The organism is Gemmatimonadaceae bacterium, from assembly GCA_019637445.1.
GTDB lineage: Bacteria > Gemmatimonadota > Gemmatimonadetes > Gemmatimonadales > Gemmatimonadaceae > Pseudogemmatithrix.
Window position 1 is genome coordinate 88,577 of sequence record JAHBVS010000001.1, and the last position, 15,370, is coordinate 103,946.

At 68.1% G+C, this 15,370-nt stretch carries 11 protein-coding genes and 1 other RNA gene; 8 read left to right on the plus strand and 4 right to left on the minus strand.

Going from position 1 to position 15,370, the window contains the following annotated elements; translation table 11 throughout:
• Positions 1 to 18 precede the first annotated feature (18 nt).
• The 4 genes from KF709_00435 to ppdK all read left to right on the plus strand — a co-directional run bounded on the left by KF709_00435 (position 19) and on the right by ppdK (position 6,718).
• Positions 19 to 330, plus strand: coding sequence for a zf-TFIIB domain-containing protein (locus tag KF709_00435; protein ID MBX3172856.1), 312 nt, complete (start codon positions 19 to 21; stop codon positions 328 to 330).
• Positions 331 to 422: 92 nt separating this feature from the next.
• Positions 423 to 2,633: a phosphoribosylformylglycinamidine synthase subunit PurL gene (purL, locus tag KF709_00440; protein ID MBX3172857.1), complete on the plus strand. Its 2,211-nt coding sequence runs from the start codon at positions 423 to 425 to the stop codon at positions 2,631 to 2,633.
• Positions 2,634 to 2,636: 3 nt separating this feature from the next.
• On the plus strand, positions 2,637 to 4,013 hold the full coding sequence (locus KF709_00445) for an amidophosphoribosyltransferase (protein MBX3172858.1): 1,377 nt from the start codon (positions 2,637 to 2,639) through the stop codon (positions 4,011 to 4,013).
• Between the two features lie 32 nt (positions 4,014 to 4,045).
• Positions 4,046 to 6,718, plus strand: a complete 2,673-nt coding sequence (gene ppdK, locus KF709_00450; protein MBX3172859.1) for a pyruvate, phosphate dikinase — start codon at positions 4,046 to 4,048, stop codon at positions 6,716 to 6,718.
• 61 nt (positions 6,719 to 6,779) lie between these two features.
• Here ppdK and KF709_00455 read toward each other — a convergent pair whose 3' ends face one another.
• Positions 6,780 to 7,592, minus strand: a complete 813-nt coding sequence (locus KF709_00455; protein MBX3172860.1) for a creatininase family protein — start codon at positions 7,590 to 7,592, stop codon at positions 6,780 to 6,782.
• A 149-nt stretch (positions 7,593 to 7,741) separates the two neighbouring features.
• On the opposite strand from KF709_00455, the gene KF709_00460 reads away from it, so the two are divergent.
• On the plus strand, positions 7,742 to 8,608 hold the full coding sequence (locus KF709_00460) for an HDOD domain-containing protein (GenBank protein ID MBX3172861.1): 867 nt from the start codon (positions 7,742 to 7,744) through the stop codon (positions 8,606 to 8,608).
• Between the two features lie 106 nt (positions 8,609 to 8,714).
• Positions 8,715 to 9,107, plus strand: a complete 393-nt coding sequence (locus KF709_00465) for a Rid family detoxifying hydrolase (GenBank protein MBX3172862.1) — start codon at positions 8,715 to 8,717, stop codon at positions 9,105 to 9,107.
• 4 nt (positions 9,108 to 9,111) lie between these two features.
• Here the strand turns inward: KF709_00465 and KF709_00470 are convergent, their stop codons facing one another.
• Positions 9,112 to 11,265: a hypothetical protein gene (locus tag KF709_00470; GenBank protein MBX3172863.1), complete on the minus strand. Its 2,154-nt coding sequence runs from the start codon at positions 11,263 to 11,265 to the stop codon at positions 9,112 to 9,114.
• 206 nt (positions 11,266 to 11,471) lie between these two features.
• Between KF709_00470 and chrA the strand changes: the two genes are divergently transcribed.
• The gene (chrA, locus tag KF709_00475; protein ID MBX3172864.1) at positions 11,472 to 12,674 is read left to right on the plus strand and encodes a chromate efflux transporter; all 1,203 of its coding nucleotides are present in this window, start codon (positions 11,472 to 11,474) and stop codon (positions 12,672 to 12,674) included.
• Positions 12,675 to 12,739: 65 nt separating this feature from the next.
• Positions 12,740 to 13,180, plus strand: coding sequence for a GNAT family N-acetyltransferase (locus KF709_00480; protein MBX3172865.1), 441 nt, complete (start codon positions 12,740 to 12,742; stop codon positions 13,178 to 13,180).
• A 152-nt stretch (positions 13,181 to 13,332) separates the two neighbouring features.
• On the opposite strand, the gene ssrA is transcribed toward KF709_00480, so the two are convergent.
• Positions 13,333 to 13,693: a transfer-messenger RNA gene (ssrA, locus tag KF709_00485) on the minus strand.
• 43 nt (positions 13,694 to 13,736) lie between these two features.
• Positions 13,737 to 15,368: a GGDEF domain-containing protein gene (locus KF709_00490; protein ID MBX3172866.1), complete on the minus strand. Its 1,632-nt coding sequence runs from the start codon at positions 15,366 to 15,368 to the stop codon at positions 13,737 to 13,739.
• Positions 15,369 to 15,370 lie beyond the last annotated feature (2 nt).

Here is a 15,370-nt window from a genome sequence, read left to right on the forward strand (position 1 = left end):
AACTCACCACTGCCCGTCATGTCCACCGACAAGCCGTCCAAGAACGAAGACGAATACTTCCTGCTCCAGGACGCCGAGCTGATCAAGAACCAGCGCGCCAAGCTCGACGCCCAGCGTGCTGCCGCCGAGCGCGCCGAGCACTACATGAAGTGCCCCAAGTGCGGCGCCGACATCAAGGAGCAGTCCATCGGCCCGGTAAAGGTCGATGTCTGCCCCGACTGCAATGGGATGTGGCTCGACGCCGGTGAACTCGAGATGATCACCAAGGTGAAGGACTCCGCCGTCGGCGGTTTCCTCAAGGACATCCTCAAGGGACTCCGCAACAAGTGAGCGCCACGCCCCGCCCCGGCGATCCGGTCATCACCCCCGCGCTCGTGGCCGAGCACGGGCTCACGCCCTTCGAGTACGAGAAGCTGGTTGCGATGCTCGAGCGCACGCCCACGCTCACCGAGCTTGGCGTGATCTCCGCGCTCTGGAGCGAGCACTGCTCTTACAAGCATTCGCGCCCCGTGCTCAAGACCCTGCCCACAAAGGCACCGTGGGTGCTGCAGGGCCCGGGCGAGAACGCCGGCGTAATCAGCATCGGCGACGGGCTCGCGGTGGCATTCAAGATCGAGTCGCACAACCACCCCTCGGCGGTGGAGCCCTACCAGGGCGCGGCAACGGGCGTGGGCGGCATCCTGCGCGACGTGTTCACGATGGGCGCACGGCCGATCGCCATGCTCAACTCCCTGCGCTTTGGCTCGCTGGAGACGCCGCGCGTGCGCTACCTCGTCGGCGGCGTCGTGAAGGGCATCGGCGACTACGGCAACTGCGTCGGCATCCCCACCGTGGCCGGCGACGTGATGTTCGACGCGGCGTACGAGGGCAATCCGCTGGTCAACGCGATGTGCGTCGGCCTAATGAAGGAAGAGGAGCTGATCCGCGCGAAGGCCGAAGGCATCGGCAATCCCGTCATCGCGGTGGGCGCGCGAACGGGGCGCGATGGCATCCACGGCGCCTCGTTCGCATCCGAGGACCTCTCCGAGGAGAACGAGGCAAAGCGCCCCCGCGTGCAGGTCGGCGACCCGTTCACGGAGAAGCTGCTGCTCGAGGCTTCGCTGGAGTTGATCCGCAGCGGGCATATCGTCGCCATCCAGGACATGGGCGCCGCCGGCCTCACCAGCTCCAGCGCCGAGATGGCCGAGCGCGGCGACGTCGGCGTGACCATCGACACCACCAAGGTGCCGGTGCGCGAGGAAGGCATGACGCCCTACGAGATCCTGCTCAGCGAGTCGCAGGAGCGGATGCTCGTCGTGGCCAAGCAGGGCCACGAGGCCGAGGTGAAGAAGATCCTCGCCAAGTGGGACCTTGCCGCCGAGGTCATCGGTGAGGTCATCGCGGAGCCAGTGTACCGCGTGACGGAGGGCGACCACGTCGTCGCCGAGTTCCCCGGCACTCGGCTCGTCACCGACTGCCCGCAGTACCATCCCGAGGCCAAGGAGAGCGACGAGGCCATCGCGCGCCGCGAGCGCGACGTGCACGCCATCGCCGAGCTGCCAAACGAGAAGGATCCGGCCTGGACGCTCACGCGCCTGCTGCAGGCGCCGACGATCGCCAGCAAGCACTGGATCCATCGCCAGTACGATTCCACCGTGCGCACGAACACGGTGCTCGGCCCGGGCCACGCGGACGCCGCGGTGCTGCGCATCCGCGGCACGAACAAGGCGCTGGCCGTGAAGACGGACTGCAACGGCCGCTATGTCTTCCTGGATCCGCGGGTCGGCGGCCGCATTGCCGTGGCCGAGGCCGCGCGCAACGTGGCCTGCACGGGCGCGACGCCGCGCGCCATCACGAACTGCCTGAACTTCGGGAATCCCAAGAAGCCCGACGTCTTCTTCCAGTTCCGCGAGGCCGTCTACGGCATGGGCGATGCCTGCCGCGCGCTGGAGACGCCGGTCACCGGCGGCAACGTGTCGCTCTACAACGAGAATCCGCAGGGCGCGGTGTACCCGACGCCCACCATCGGCATGGTGGGCGTGCTCGACGACGCCTCGCACACCACGGGCCTTCGCTTCACCACGGCCGGCGACAGCATAGTGCTACTGGGCGAGAACACGAATGAGCTCGGTGGCTCCGAGTACCTGGCCTGGATCCACGGCGTGGTGGCTGGCGCGCCGCCCGCTTGTGATCTCGAGGGTGAGAAGCAGCTGATCGACGCCTTGCTTGAGGCAATCCGTGCGGGGCATGTCCGCTCGGCGCACGATTGCTCCGAGGGCGGCTTGGCCGTAGCGCTGACAGAGTCCTGCATCGCGGATCGGACCGCACCGCTCGGCGCGAACGTGGATCTCGGCGCCTGGGCTTCGCTCAAGACACGCGCGTTGCTCTTCGGCGAGGCGCAGGGCCGCGTCGTCGTCTCCACCGCGGTGCCGGCCGAGGTACTCGCCGTCGCGAAGCGCCACGGCGTGCCGGCGCAGGTGATCGGTAAGGTGACGCCAGCCGCCGACGGATTGAGCATCACCACCGGCAGCGGCAGCCTGCGCGCGTCACTCGACACACTGATTGACGCGTATCACGAGGCCATCCCTCGTGCGATGACGCGCGCCGTGGCGGAAGTCGTCGCCGAGGATCCGGCGCTGGTCGGGGAGGCCTAAGCCATGTGCGGCATCTTTGGAATCAGCGGACACCACGAGGCGGCGGCCCTCACGCACCTCGGCCTGTACTCGCTGCAGCATCGCGGACAAGAGTCCGCGGGCATCGTGGCCGTCGATGACGGCGACGTGCACGCCATCCGCGCGATGGGCCTGGTCTCGGACCAGTTCTCGGCCGAGAAGATGCGCACCCTCACGGGGCCGATGGCCCTCGGCCACACGCGCTACTCCACGGCAGGGTCCAGCAGCATCGAGAACGCGCAACCCGCGCTGGTGCGCTTCAAGGGTGGCCACATCTCGCTGGCGCACAACGGGAACCTGACGAACGCGGTCGAGCTGCGCGGCGCCCTGGAGGACGAGGGCTCCATCTTCAGTTCGTCCGCGGACTCCGAGGTCGTGGTGCACCGCCTCGCCAAGTCGCGGGCGGAAAGGCCCGAAGAGAAGCTCGCCGAGGCGCTGGACGGTGTGGAGGGCGCGTATTCCCTGCTGGTGATGATCGGCGACACGCTGGTCGCCGCGCGCGATCCCTTGGGCTGGCGCCCGCTGGTGATGGGCCGGCTGAACGGCGCCTACGTGTTCGCGTCGGAGACCTGCGCGCTCGACATCGTGGGTGCGACGGTCGAGCGCGACGTGAAGCCCGGCGAGATCATCGCCATCGCGCCCGACGGCACGATGCGCACGCTGGAGCGCGGCGCGGCATCGAAGTTGCACCGCTGCGTGTTCGAGTATGTCTACTTCGCCCGCCCCGACTCACGTGTGTTCGGCGGCAGCGTGGACCGCGCGCGACGCGCGTTGGGCCGCCGCCTCGCGCAGGAGCACCCCGTGCCCGGCGCCGATCTCGTGTTCGCCGTGCCGGACTCGTCCAACTCGGCTGCGCTTGGCTTCGCCGAGGTGAGTGGCCTGCCGCAGGAACTGGCGCTCATCCGCAACCACTACGTGGGCCGCACGTTCATCCAGCCCACGCAGTCGGGCCGTGACGCCAAGGTGAAGGTCAAGTACAACCCAGTGCGCGAGATCCTCGAGGGCAAGTCGGTCGTGATGGTGGACGATTCCATCGTCCGTGGAACGACAACCAAGGGGCTCGTCTCGCTGATCCGCGGGGCCGGGGCACGGGAAGTGCATATGCGGGTGTCATCGCCCCCAATCACGGGACCCTGCTGGTATGGCATCGACACCCCGGACCGCGACCAGTTGATCGCGGCCAAGCACGACGTCGAGGAGATCGCCCGGATCATCGGCGTGGACACCTTGGGCTATCTCTCCCTTGAGGGCATGCTCGGCGCCGTCCCCGGCGGCCCCGACGGCTTCTGCCACGCCTGTTTTTCGGGGCAATACCCCACCAAGCCGCCCAGCACCGGACCGGTCACGCTCCGTCGCAAGTAGCGGCCCACCGCCTTTCGGCGGGAGGACCTGCAGTGCCCGATACAAGTTCAAAGTCCGTCTTCTTCTTCGGCAACGGCAAAGCCGAGGCGACCGCCGCCGATCGCGACCTGCTCGGCGGCAAGGGCGCGAACCTCGCGGAGATGACCAACCTCGGCGTGCCCGTCCCGCCGGGCTTCACCATCGCGTGTACGCTCTGCGATGCCTTCCTCGCGACGCGGAAGATCCCCGAGGGACTGCCGGCTGAGGTCGAACGTTCCCTCGCGCGCCTTGAGGAAGCCGCGGGCCGCAAGCTCGGCGACGCGCAGAATCCCCTGCTCGTCTCCGTGCGTTCCGGTGCCCGCGTCTCGATGCCGGGCATGATGGAAACCATCCTCAACCTCGGGCTCAACGACGACACCGTGCGCGGGCTGGCTGAGCAGAGCGGCAGTCCGCGCTTCGCCTACGATTCGTATCGGCGATTGCTGCAGATGTACGGCGATGTGGTGCTCGGCGTGCCCTTCGCCGACTTCGAGCACCTGTTGGCCGCCAAGCGGCTCACGAGCGGCGCCAAGACGGACGCGCAACTGCCCGCCGAGGCGCTGCAGGCCTTGGTCGGGGAGTACCAGGCGCTCATCAAGTCCGCCACCGGCAAGGCGTTTCCGCACGACCCGCGGGAGCAACTCTGGGGCGCCATCGAGGCCGTCTGGCGCTCGTGGACGCTCAAGAAGGCGGTCGACTACCGCCGCGTGAACGGCATCGGCGAGACGCCGGGCACGGCGGTGAACATCGTGGCGATGGTCTTCGGCAACCTCGGCGACGACTCCGGCACCGGTGTGGCCTTCACACGCGATCCCAGCACGGGTGAAAAGCGTTTCTACGGCGAGTTCCTGGTGAATGCGCAGGGCGAGGACGTGGTGGCGGGCATCCGCACGCCGGAACCGATCGACCAGATGGGCGAGCGCCTGCCACAGGCCTACAAGGACCTGCTGCGCACGCAGGCATTGATCGAAACGCATTTCCGCGACATGCAGGACCTCGAGTTCACGGTGGAGCGCGGCAAGCTGTACCTCCTGCAGACGCGCACCGGCAAGCGCACGGCAGCCGCGGCCGTGCGCATTGCGCGGGAGCTCGTGTCCGAGGGTCTGATCGGCAAGGCCGAGGCCCTGGCGCGTGTGCCGGCGCGACAGCTCGATCAGCTGCTGCATCCGATCATCGATCATTCCACCAAGCACGGCGTGCTGTGCAAGGGCCTGCCCGCCTCCCCCGGCGCGGCAAGTGGCATCGCCGTGTTCGACGCCGACGAGGCCGAGTCGCGTGCAGCGCGCGGCGACCACGTCATCCTCGTGCGGGACGAGACCACGCCCGAGGATTTCCACGGCATCGTGGCCGCGCGGGCCGTGCTCACGGCGCGCGGCGGTATGACCTCGCACGCCGCCGTCGTGGCGCGCGGCATGGGCAAGTGCGCCGTCGTCGGCTGCGATGCGATGCAGGTGCAGGTTGGCAAGCGGCGATTCCTCGTCGGCGAGACAGAGGTCGAGGAAGGCGACTGGATCACACTCGACGGCGGCACCGGCGAAGTCTTCCTCGGCGACCTGCCGACGATGCCCAGCGAGGTGATGCAGGTGAACGCCGGGACACTCGCGGCGAAGGATGCGCCGGTCTATCAGGGATTCGCCGAACTGCTGCAGTGGGCGGACGAGCGCCGCCGACTCAAGGTGCGCGCCAACGCCGACACGCCACACGACGCGACGGTGGCCCGCGGCTTCGGCGCCGAGGGCATCGGGCTCTGCCGCACCGAGCACATGTTCTTCGATGGCGATCGCATCCACGTGATGCGCGAGATGATCGTGGCGCACGATGAGGGCGGCCGCCGCCGTGCCCTCGCGCGACTGCTGCCCATGCAGCGCGGGGACTTCGAGGGAATCTTCGCGGCGATGGATGGCTTCCCCGTCACCATCCGCCTACTGGACCCGCCGCTGCACGAGTTCCTGCCGCACGGCGGCGAGGAAGCCAAGCTCCTGGCCCGCCGCGTCGGCGTCACGCGCCGCGAGCTGATGCGCGTGGTCGAGTCCCTGCGCGAGTCCAACCCGATGCTTGGACACCGCGGCTGCCGACTCGGCGTCACGTATCCCGAGATCACGGAGATGCAAGCGCGGGCCATCTTCGAGGCCGCTGCGGCGTGTCAGCAGCGCGGCATCAAGGTTCAGCCCGAGGTGATGATCCCCTTGGTGAGCACGGTGCGCGAGTTCCGGCACCAGAAGGCCATCGTAGACCGTATGGCCGAGCGCGTGGCCAGCGAGACGGGCGTGAAGGTCGCCTACCTCTGCGGCACGATGATCGAACTGCCGCGCGCCGCCCTGACGGCGGGCGAGATCGCCAAGGAGGCGGAGTTCTTCTCCTTTGGCACCAACGACCTCACGCAGACCACGCTCGGCTTGAGCCGAGACGACGCCGGCCGTTTCCTGCCGCTCTATGTGGAGCGCGGCATCTACGCCGAGGATCCCTTCCAGGTGCTGGACGTGGAGGGTGTGGGCCGGCTCATCTCCGCCGCCACGCGCGACGGCCGCGCCTCACGCGACGGCCTCAAGGTCGGCATCTGTGGCGAGCACGGAGGCGAGCCCAAGTCCGTGGGCTTCTGCCACGACACGGGCTTGGACTACGTGAGCTGCTCGCCGTTTCGCGTGCCGATCGCGCGGCTGGCGGCGGCGCAGGCGGTCAAGGCGTAGGAATCGCTGCGCCTCTCGGCGCACGGGGCTCGCGACGCGGAGGCAAACGTGCCTTCGCTCGCTAGAACCCCGCGCGTCGCCACTTCGCGATCGTGTCCCGCACTAGGTCGCGCACACGGGCTATGACCGCCTGCTGGTACCGTCGCGCCTTCACGGGGTCGAAGTCCGTCGGCCAGCCCGAGCCCGGATTGTACAGCGTGATGCTCGAGGGAAACGGTACGGCCGACCAGGCGCCAGCGACGGGGTTTGGCGTCGCCATGTCCGGCCCGGTGTAGCGCTCGCGTCGCAGGAGGCTCGAATCCGTGGCCTGGATGAACGCCGTCTCGTTCACGCCGGCGTGGCCGCCATCCGAACCGAACACCTCACGTGAGATGTCCGTGGTCAGCGACCACCAGTTGATGACCAAGGTGTTCACCCCACGCGCCAGCGAGACCTCACGTGCCACCTCGTTGAGGATGGCCGTCTGTGGCCCGCCGTGACCGTTGATGATGATGATGTCCCGGAACTTGTTGCCCGACAGCCCGTCAAGCACCGCTCGGATGAACGGGCGATACGCCTCCTCGGGGATGGCGAAGGCGCCGGGGTACGGTGCCATGGCACCGGTGATGCCGTACGGCAGGTGCGGGGCGATCAGCGCGTTGATGCCGGCGTCCGCCGCGATGCCCCTGGCAATCGCCACGGGAGCCGTGTTGTCCGCCCCGTTGTTGACCACGCCGTGCGGCTCCAGCGTACCGACGGTCAGGATGACCGTCTTGACCCGTGCCGGGACCAGCTCGGCGAACTCCATCCAATTGAGGTCGTCCATCGCGCGGGTGCGTGGAGCCGACTGCGCCGCCGCGGTGGCACCGAACGTGAGAATAGTGGCAGGGAGCACAAGCCACGGAAGCAGGGGAAGGCGCTTCATCGGGGGTGGGGCCGGAGGGGTCAGGAGTCGCGCGACAGAACCTAGCACGCCGCAGCCGCTTTGGTCATCCAACCCGAAGTCCTGCCGATACTTCCGGTGTCGTCCCCTGAATCCGAACCGTGGCTTACATCTTCGACCGACTGACAGGCCTCATCAACCGTGGTGAGGACCTGCCGACGCTCCCGACAATCGTCCTCCGCCTGCACCGCGTCCTCGACGACCCGTCGAAGGGCGCCGGTGACGTCGCGGCCGTCATCGAGGGCGACCCGGCCCTGACCGCGCGCCTTCTGCGCGCGGCCAACAGCGCCGCGTTCTCGCGCGGCGGCCAGGCCATCACGTCCATCAACGCGGCCATCACGCGAATGGGCATGAACCAAGTGCGGGCGGTCTGCTTGGTGCTGTCCATCGTGAATGCCTTTGCCGGCCGGCAGAAGGGCACGCTGGACCATCGCGTGTTCTGGGCACACTCGGTCACGGTGGCGACGATCGTCGCCCAGCTGTGGGACCGCATCGGACTGGCGCGCGACATCACGCCCGAGGACGCGTACACGGTTGGCCTGCTGCACGACGTGGGCCTGCTCATCCTCGACCAACACTTCGCCGAGGACCTGGCGGAGCTGCTGCAGCATCGGCCCGACCCCGAGGCCGAGCTCTGGCCCTTCGAGGAAGAGCACCTCGGCCTCGACCACGGCGCCATCGCCGGATTGCTGTTGGGCCGCTGGTCCCTCCCCGCCGTGGTCGGCGAGACCGTCGCGCACCATCACCACCCGACCTCGGCGCCCGACTCCTGCCGCCAGCTGGCGGAGATCGTGGAGACCGCGGAGTCGCTGTGCTGGGAGGCCGGCGCGGAGCTGCCGTTCGAGGGCCGCCCCATGCTGACGGCGCGTGCTGCGCTCGAGCAGCTGGGCATCCCGCCGCGCGAGGTGGACGAGATCATCGCCGACATCCCGAAGGTCCACGAGAAGTCGCGCAGCTTTCTCGCGTAAGCGGTCCCGTGGCGCAGGGTTCGCGCCGGTTCCTCGTCGGGTCCCGTTGGCAACTCCGGCGCGTGGCTCCTCGCCGTCCACGGCGCGCTCGCGATAGCTTTGGCGCATGACGACCCGCCAATCCGTGTCCGCCGCCGATGCGCCCAAGGCGATCGGCCCCTACTCGCAGGCCATTTGGAACGGCCACGAGCTCTTCTGCTCCGGCCAGACGCCGATTGATCCATCGACCGGTCGCCTGATCGACGGCGATGTCGGCGCGCAGACACATCGCGTGTTCGACAACCTGGCCGCCGTGCTTGCCGCCGCGGGCCTGTCGCTCGCCGACGTCATCAAGTGCAATGTCTACCTGACCGACATGGCGGACTTTGCGGCGATGAACGCGGCCTACGGCGAGCGATTCGCGGCGCCCCACCCCGCGCGTACCACGGTCGCGGTGGCGGGACTGCCGCTCGGCGCGCGGGTCGAGATCGAGTGCATCGCGCGCCGAGCGGCTGCCTGAGCGGTCACGGCGACAGCAGGCTTGAGAGCAGACCGCCCTCCCCACCGACGCCAAAGTAGTTCGCCAAGCTGATCAGGAAGGCGATGATCACCACCAGCGCGACCAAGCGCGGCAGTGCGGTGGGTGGCTCGGGGTACTTCACGGCGAAGCTCGAGCCAGCGCCGGATGGCAGTTCGGCTTCCTTCGTGAGCGCGCCGCCAAATGGCACGTTCATCTTCACGCGGCCGTTCACGGCCCAGCCGTTGGCGTCGAGAATCGGCCCGAGGTTTCGCTGCCGGAGCTTGAGCCAGGCGATCAACATCGACGGCGTGGAGATCACGAGCAGGATGCCGGCCAAGGCCAGGCAGACCTGCCAGAACGGGAGCGTCAGAATCCCGGTGAGATAACCCACCATCGTGGCGAGGAAGGTGCCGATGGCACCGAAGGCCACGCCGAGCGCTGCCACAGTTCCCACATCGATCTTCTTGGGCCCTTCGGCCTTCGCAGCCTTGTCAACATTGGCCGTGGACGAGGCGGCCGCGCCGAGCTTCGCGTCCGCCGCGGACTCCCCCGCCGCCGCGCGCTTGGCCACCTGCTCTTCGATCAATCGCACCAGCTTCTTATACGGCGACCAGAAGGCCTGCCGGATGCTAATGGGATTCTCCACGACCTTCGTGATGGTCGCATCCCAATCGCGGCCGTCTCGGTCGTAGAAGACGCCGTTGCGGCCGACCATCAGGAAGTCCGCGTCACCGCCGGTGAAAGCCGCGGCGATGGTCATCTTCTCGCCACTGCTGCGCGAGAGGTTGCAGTAGGCCAGATAGCACTTGGCCAAGCCAGCGAGCGCGGCGTGTTTGCCCGCGTCATCCACGCGCACACAGAGATCACAGCTGCGGCCGTCCAGATACAAAGTGCCGGCTTGGAACACCGCGGGCCGCACGCGACCATAGAAGTCGCGGAAGGCCACGAAGTTGTTGAGCAGCGAGACCAGGTCGCGATGATAGCGGGCGAGCCGCTCGACGTTGTCGATCGCGTTCATCGCCGGGGCGAGCTTCGCGTCCTCGGCGATCAAGGCATCGAGCGCCGCACGGCTGCCGCCCGCGAGGATCGCGCGCACACGCGCGATACCCAGGCTTTCCACCTTGTGTCCTGCCTTGCCGGCCGTCCAGGCCTCGTGGTCCGCGAACTTCGCCTGTAGCTGCGCCCAATCGGCTTCCGACAGCGTACTGCGCTGACCGAGGACCGGCGTCACTGCCGCGCTCGCGAATGTCGACAGCTTGGCCGCCCACGCGGGATTGACGCCCTCGGCGAGCGGCAACGCACGACCCGCCTCGATGCGTGCCAGTGGGAAGCCCGCGACCTCGTCAGCCGAGATATGCAGGTCCTTGGCCGCGATCTCGGCGTACTCCGCCTCGGCGCGGTTCAGCGCTCCGGCAGCCCGTGCGTCGAACGCCGCGAGCCGACAGCGGCCGAAGTAGTCATCAATCTTGGGGCGCACCGCCTGCAGAGCCGCGACGGCAGCCATCGTCGCTTCCCCAAGCGGCAGCAAGGCGGCCTGCTCCTGCTCTGCTCGCCCGTACCAACCCGCGAACGCGACACAGTCCTCGAAGAAGGCTTTCACAGTGTCTGACGTCACACCCGGTCGCCCGCTGCGATCCACGACCGGTCCCTGCGTCGCCAGGATCTCCTCGGCCACCTTGCGATCCCCTTCGTCCGTGATGCTGTCGAGCACCACCACGCCGTCTCCATTGAATCGCGAATGTGAGAAGACGACATCACGCTTCATCGTGTCGCCGACGCCGATGCTGGTGGCGTCCGGCTTCTCGAGGTTGCGAAGGATGGCCTGCGCCGATGCCTTGAGACGCGCGCCATCCTCGCTGGCGTCATTGATGGACGCGAGGGCGAGATCCCCACCCGTGAACAGGACAGCGGGGTCCTTGAGCATGCTGCAGGCCCATTCCACGGCCGTGAGCAGCTCGGGCACACGGATGCGTCCGTCGCCGTCGGCGTCGATCAGCTCCAGTGTGCGGTCGTCGAACTCCAGGCCTTTCACCGGACAGGCGAGCGCGACCCACAGCTTCTGGTCGAGCTGGCGGAGGTTACGGAGGTCATCGGCGGTCTCGAGGGAGACTTGATCGGAGCCGCCGGCGCGGAAGAAGCGCCAAGTATGCTGGGCCATGGCCAGAGTTCTCGGTCTGGTGGTGGGGGTGGGCCAGATTCGGTTGCTGAACGCAATATGCCCCGCGGTACAGGAGGCGTCGAGAGTCTTCGAGCGCGCAACGAGACTTTGTCGAGCAACGCTCGGGCGCCGCTCTGCCGCGCGTAGGCAAAGTCCGCACAGTCTTCCGTATTGCCCCCGCCTGCGTACGTCTGAAAGTTTCCACGATGCCTTGGCGCACGGGTTCTCCGCAGGAGGTGTTTCGGGCGTTCGCGAAACTGGGCCTCACCGCATTTGGAGGTCCCGTTGCGCACCTCGGTTATTTCCGCCGCGAGTTCGTTGAACGCCGCGCGTGGTTGAGCGATGCGCAGTTCGCCCAACTCGTGGCGCTCAGCCAGTTCCTGCCCGGACCGGCGAGCAGCCAGCTAGGCTTTGCGATCGGACTACGACGCGCGGGCATGGGCGGCGCTCTCGCGGCGTTCGTTGCCTTTACCCTGCCGTCGGCATTGCTCCTCTTCGCCTTCGGTACCAGCCTTCCGCGGCTGCAATCACCGTTCGCCGAGCGAGTGCTGCACGGCCTCGCGCTCGCCGCCGTGGCGATCGTCGCCCACGGGGTGACCCGGATGGCCCAGCGGCTCACGCCTGATCTGCCACGTGCCGTTCTGGCCTTGGTCGCTGCAACCGTGATGCTTCTGGGTTCACTGCCGTGGCTGCAGTTGGCCGTCATCGTCGGCGGCGCCTTGGCCGGGCTCGTGTTCCTCTCTCACGCGACGGATGGCGCGATGCCGGCATCGCCAACTGCCGCCGGAGTCCGCGGCGGCGCGGCAGCTCTTGTTGTCGCCGGGGTGCTCCTGGCGCTCGCGCTGCTGTTGCCCGCAACCGAACCCACCCTCGTCGCCATTGCTGCGGTCTTCTGGCGCGCGGGCTCGTTGGTCTTCGGTGGTGGCCACGTGGTGCTGCCGTTGCTGCAACACGCCACGGTCTCGCCGGGCTGGGTCTCCGTGGAGACCTTTCTTACGGGCTACGGCGCGGCGCAGGCAGTTCCCGGCCCGATGTTCACACTCGCCACCTTCCTCGGTGCGCAGATCCCGACCGCGGCACACCCGGCCGCTGGGGCGCTCGTGGCCACGCTCGCCATATTCGCTCCGGGCTTTCTCTTGCTGATTGGCGCGCTGCCGTTGTGGGAACGACTCTCGCACGCCGGCTCCGCCCGACGGCTCGTCGCGGGCGTCAACGCGGCGGTCGTCGGACTGCTCTTGGCGGCGTTGATTGACCCGGTGATGTCAAAGGCACTCCACTCCGGCGCTGACGTCGCCATCGCAACGCTTGCCCTCGTCGCGATTTGGCCTGAGCGTCGATCTGCGCTCTGGGCGCTCGTCGTAGGCGTGGCGGGCAGTGTGGCCGTGGCGGCCGTCGGCGGCCGTCTCTGATGAACGGCGACGAGGGCCGCCGCTGGCTATCTTGAGGCTGTGGCCGCAACCCGGTGCCCTGCCCTATGCTGATTCGACCAGCCCTCGCCGGCGACACGCCAGCCGTCCATCGGCTGCTGGAAGACGCCTCCTTGCCGCTCGACGGACTGCCTGACGACTTCGGCAACCAGCGCGACTTCTTGGTCGCCGACTCTGGCGATGCCGTGCGTGGCGCCATCGGCCTTGAGCGTTACGGCGACTCGGCGCTGCTGCGCAGCGCCGTCGTCGCGCCTGCCCTGCGCGGCACCGGACTCGGCGCACAACTCGTGCACGCCCTGCTCGAACACGCGCGAGCCACGGGGATCCGCGACCTCGTGCTGCTCACCACGACTGCGGAGCACTGGTTCCCGCGCTTTGGCTTCACGCGCATCACGCGCGCGGAGGTGCCCGAGGCGATGCACGCGTCGGCCGAACTGCAGGGCGCGTGCCCGGCGACGGCGGTAGTGATGAGGCTTTCTTTTGGATGAAGGATGGAGGATGAAGGATGGAAGCTGACGGAAGCTGACGGGAGCTGACGGGAGCGCAGCTGCCTCAAACGCCGAACGGGTGGCCCGGCATCAGTGCCTGGCCACCCGTCGCGTAGTCACCTTCATCCTTCATCCTACAACCTTCATCCCAGAAGTGGAGGCGGAGGGATTCGAACCCTCGTCTTGCATAAGATCATCCACAGCGTCTACGCGCGTATCCCGTCGATTGGTTTCCTGGTGCGCTGGCCGACAGGCCGCCGTCGCCCCAGTGAGTCCATCTTGATCTTGCCGGCTGGCGGAGGACGCGCCAGCAAGCCAGCCCGGATTTGCGATACCTGAGTGCCGCCCCGGGCGGGGCTACCTCTCAGGCACTGCTACGGTAAAGCTAGGCTTTACGCAGCGAGAGCGAAGTTGTTATTCGCAGTTGAGAATTTCCCGAGTGTTTTACCAGGGACCCGAGGACCTGGGCGCGCAGCCACGGAGCCACCTACACAATCGAAACCAGTCGCCCCCTGACGTACACTGAATGAATACCCGGACGGCCTCCGGAGTTCAATCAGGATGCGTCCAGCTCGACCCGGTTCCGGCCTCCGTGCTTGGCCGCATACAAGGCCTTGTCGGCGCGCTCGAACAACGTGGTCGCGCTGCCAGAGCGCGCCTCGTACAGGGCGACACCGAAGCTTGAGGTCACGCGGATCTCTCCCGCCGAGGTGCGCACGCGCAGCGCCTCGATCGCCTCCCGCAGGCGCTCCGCCACCTCGGCGGCGCCCTGCGCCTCGGTCTGCGGCAGCAAGAGGGCCAGTTCCTCACCACCAAGACGCACGACGACGTCGGTGCCGCGTCGCGCTCCCGTGAGGACAGCACCGACCGCCTTGAGCACCTGGTCGCCCGCCTCGTGCCCATACGTGTCGTTCACACGCTTGAAGTGATCGATGTCCGCCAACACCAGCGCCATCGCACCACCGTAGCGATCGGTCTCGGCCACGATCCGCCCAAAGCTTTCGTCGAAGGCCCGGCGATTAGGCAAGCCCGTCAACTGATCGGTGCGCGCGCGCTCCGTCGCCTCACGCACCGCCCACGCGGTCTCCAGCGCGCCCGCCGCGATGACACCCAGGTCAGCGGCCGCGTGCGCGTCATTGTGCGCCAATCGCCCGCGTCCCGAGTGGCCGAGAAGAATGGCGCCGATTGCGGCCTCGTTTCCGCCACGGCGCAGCGGCGCAATGCACAACGACCGCACCATGTGCGGCAACGACACGTGATCGAAGACCTGTTCATCAGGGTCGTGCAGCGGGCGGGCGTCGGGAAACGCCCGCAGCTGGCCCGAGCTGCAGACCTCGCCGACCAACGACGATGGGCCCGCCACCACACGCGGCCCGAAGTCCGGCGCCGACTCTCCCGAGTGCGAGAGCTCACCGCGGCGTTCCTCATTGTTCCAGCGCACGATCGTCGCCCACTCGGCGCCCGTGACGGTGCAGGCATCACGCACCAGGCCACGCTCGAGCGCCATCGGGTCGCGGCTGCCCTGCAGCGTGGTGGCCGTGCGCACCATCGCCCGCAGCTTGTTCGTGCGCGTGGCCAGCACCGAGCGGGCGCGCACCGCGTCGTAGAGGTCGGCGATTCCACGCCCGTGCCGCGTGACCCATTCGGTGATCGTCGTGCGGTCGTCCACGGGCAGCTCGCGGAAGTGCACGCTGACCGCCCCGCGTTCGACGCCGAGCATCGCACCAACGGACACGACCTCCAGGTGCGGGCCACCGGGATTGTAGGTGGAACGCTGCTCCTGCGCGCTCAGCCGCACGAGCAGCGCGTGCTGTTCGTGCAGGACCGGCGGCTCCGCACCCGGCGACCACGCGACCGCCGTCAACACGCCGTCGTGCTCGTCGTCGGGTCGCCAGAGCACGGACTGCGCGGCGCCCGTGTGTTCGGCGAGCAGCTGCAGCGCTCGCTCGATGACACGACGATCCTCCTGCTCCGCATCCACCGGCGCGGGGAACTCGTCCGAGCGGAACGCCGTGAGCAGCGTGCGGCTCTTCCGTTGCTCCTCGGAGGCCATCGGCAACGGCGGCACCGAGGAGCGCTCGACGATCGGCTGCGAGTCGTCGCCGGGCCAGACGAGGCGCGGGACGCCGCGACGACGCAGCAGCCAGGCTCCCGCCGCCACCACGACAATCAGCCCGATCCACAACACCG

What these genes read in the sequence shown, in the direction of transcription:
- purL (MBX3172857.1), top strand. Translation starts at nt 423, where the DNA reads ATGCTCGAGCGCACGCCCACGCTCACCGAGCTTGGCGTGATCTCCGCG.
- chrA (MBX3172864.1), top strand. Translation starts at nt 11,472, where the DNA reads ATGCCTTGGCGCACGGGTTCTCCGCAGGAGGTGTTTCGGGCGTTCGCG.
- KF709_00465 (MBX3172862.1), top strand. Translation starts at nt 8,715, where the DNA reads ATGACGACCCGCCAATCCGTGTCCGCCGCCGATGCGCCCAAGGCGATC.
- KF709_00435 (MBX3172856.1), top strand. Translation starts at nt 19, where the DNA reads ATGTCCACCGACAAGCCGTCCAAGAACGAAGACGAATACTTCCTGCTC.
- KF709_00470 (MBX3172863.1), bottom strand. Translation starts at nt 11,265, where the DNA reads ATGGCCCAGCATACTTGGCGCTTCTTCCGCGCCGGCGGCTCCGATCAA.
- KF709_00445 (MBX3172858.1), top strand. Translation starts at nt 2,637, where the DNA reads ATGTGCGGCATCTTTGGAATCAGCGGACACCACGAGGCGGCGGCCCTC.
- KF709_00480 (MBX3172865.1), top strand. Translation starts at nt 12,740, where the DNA reads ATGCTGATTCGACCAGCCCTCGCCGGCGACACGCCAGCCGTCCATCGG.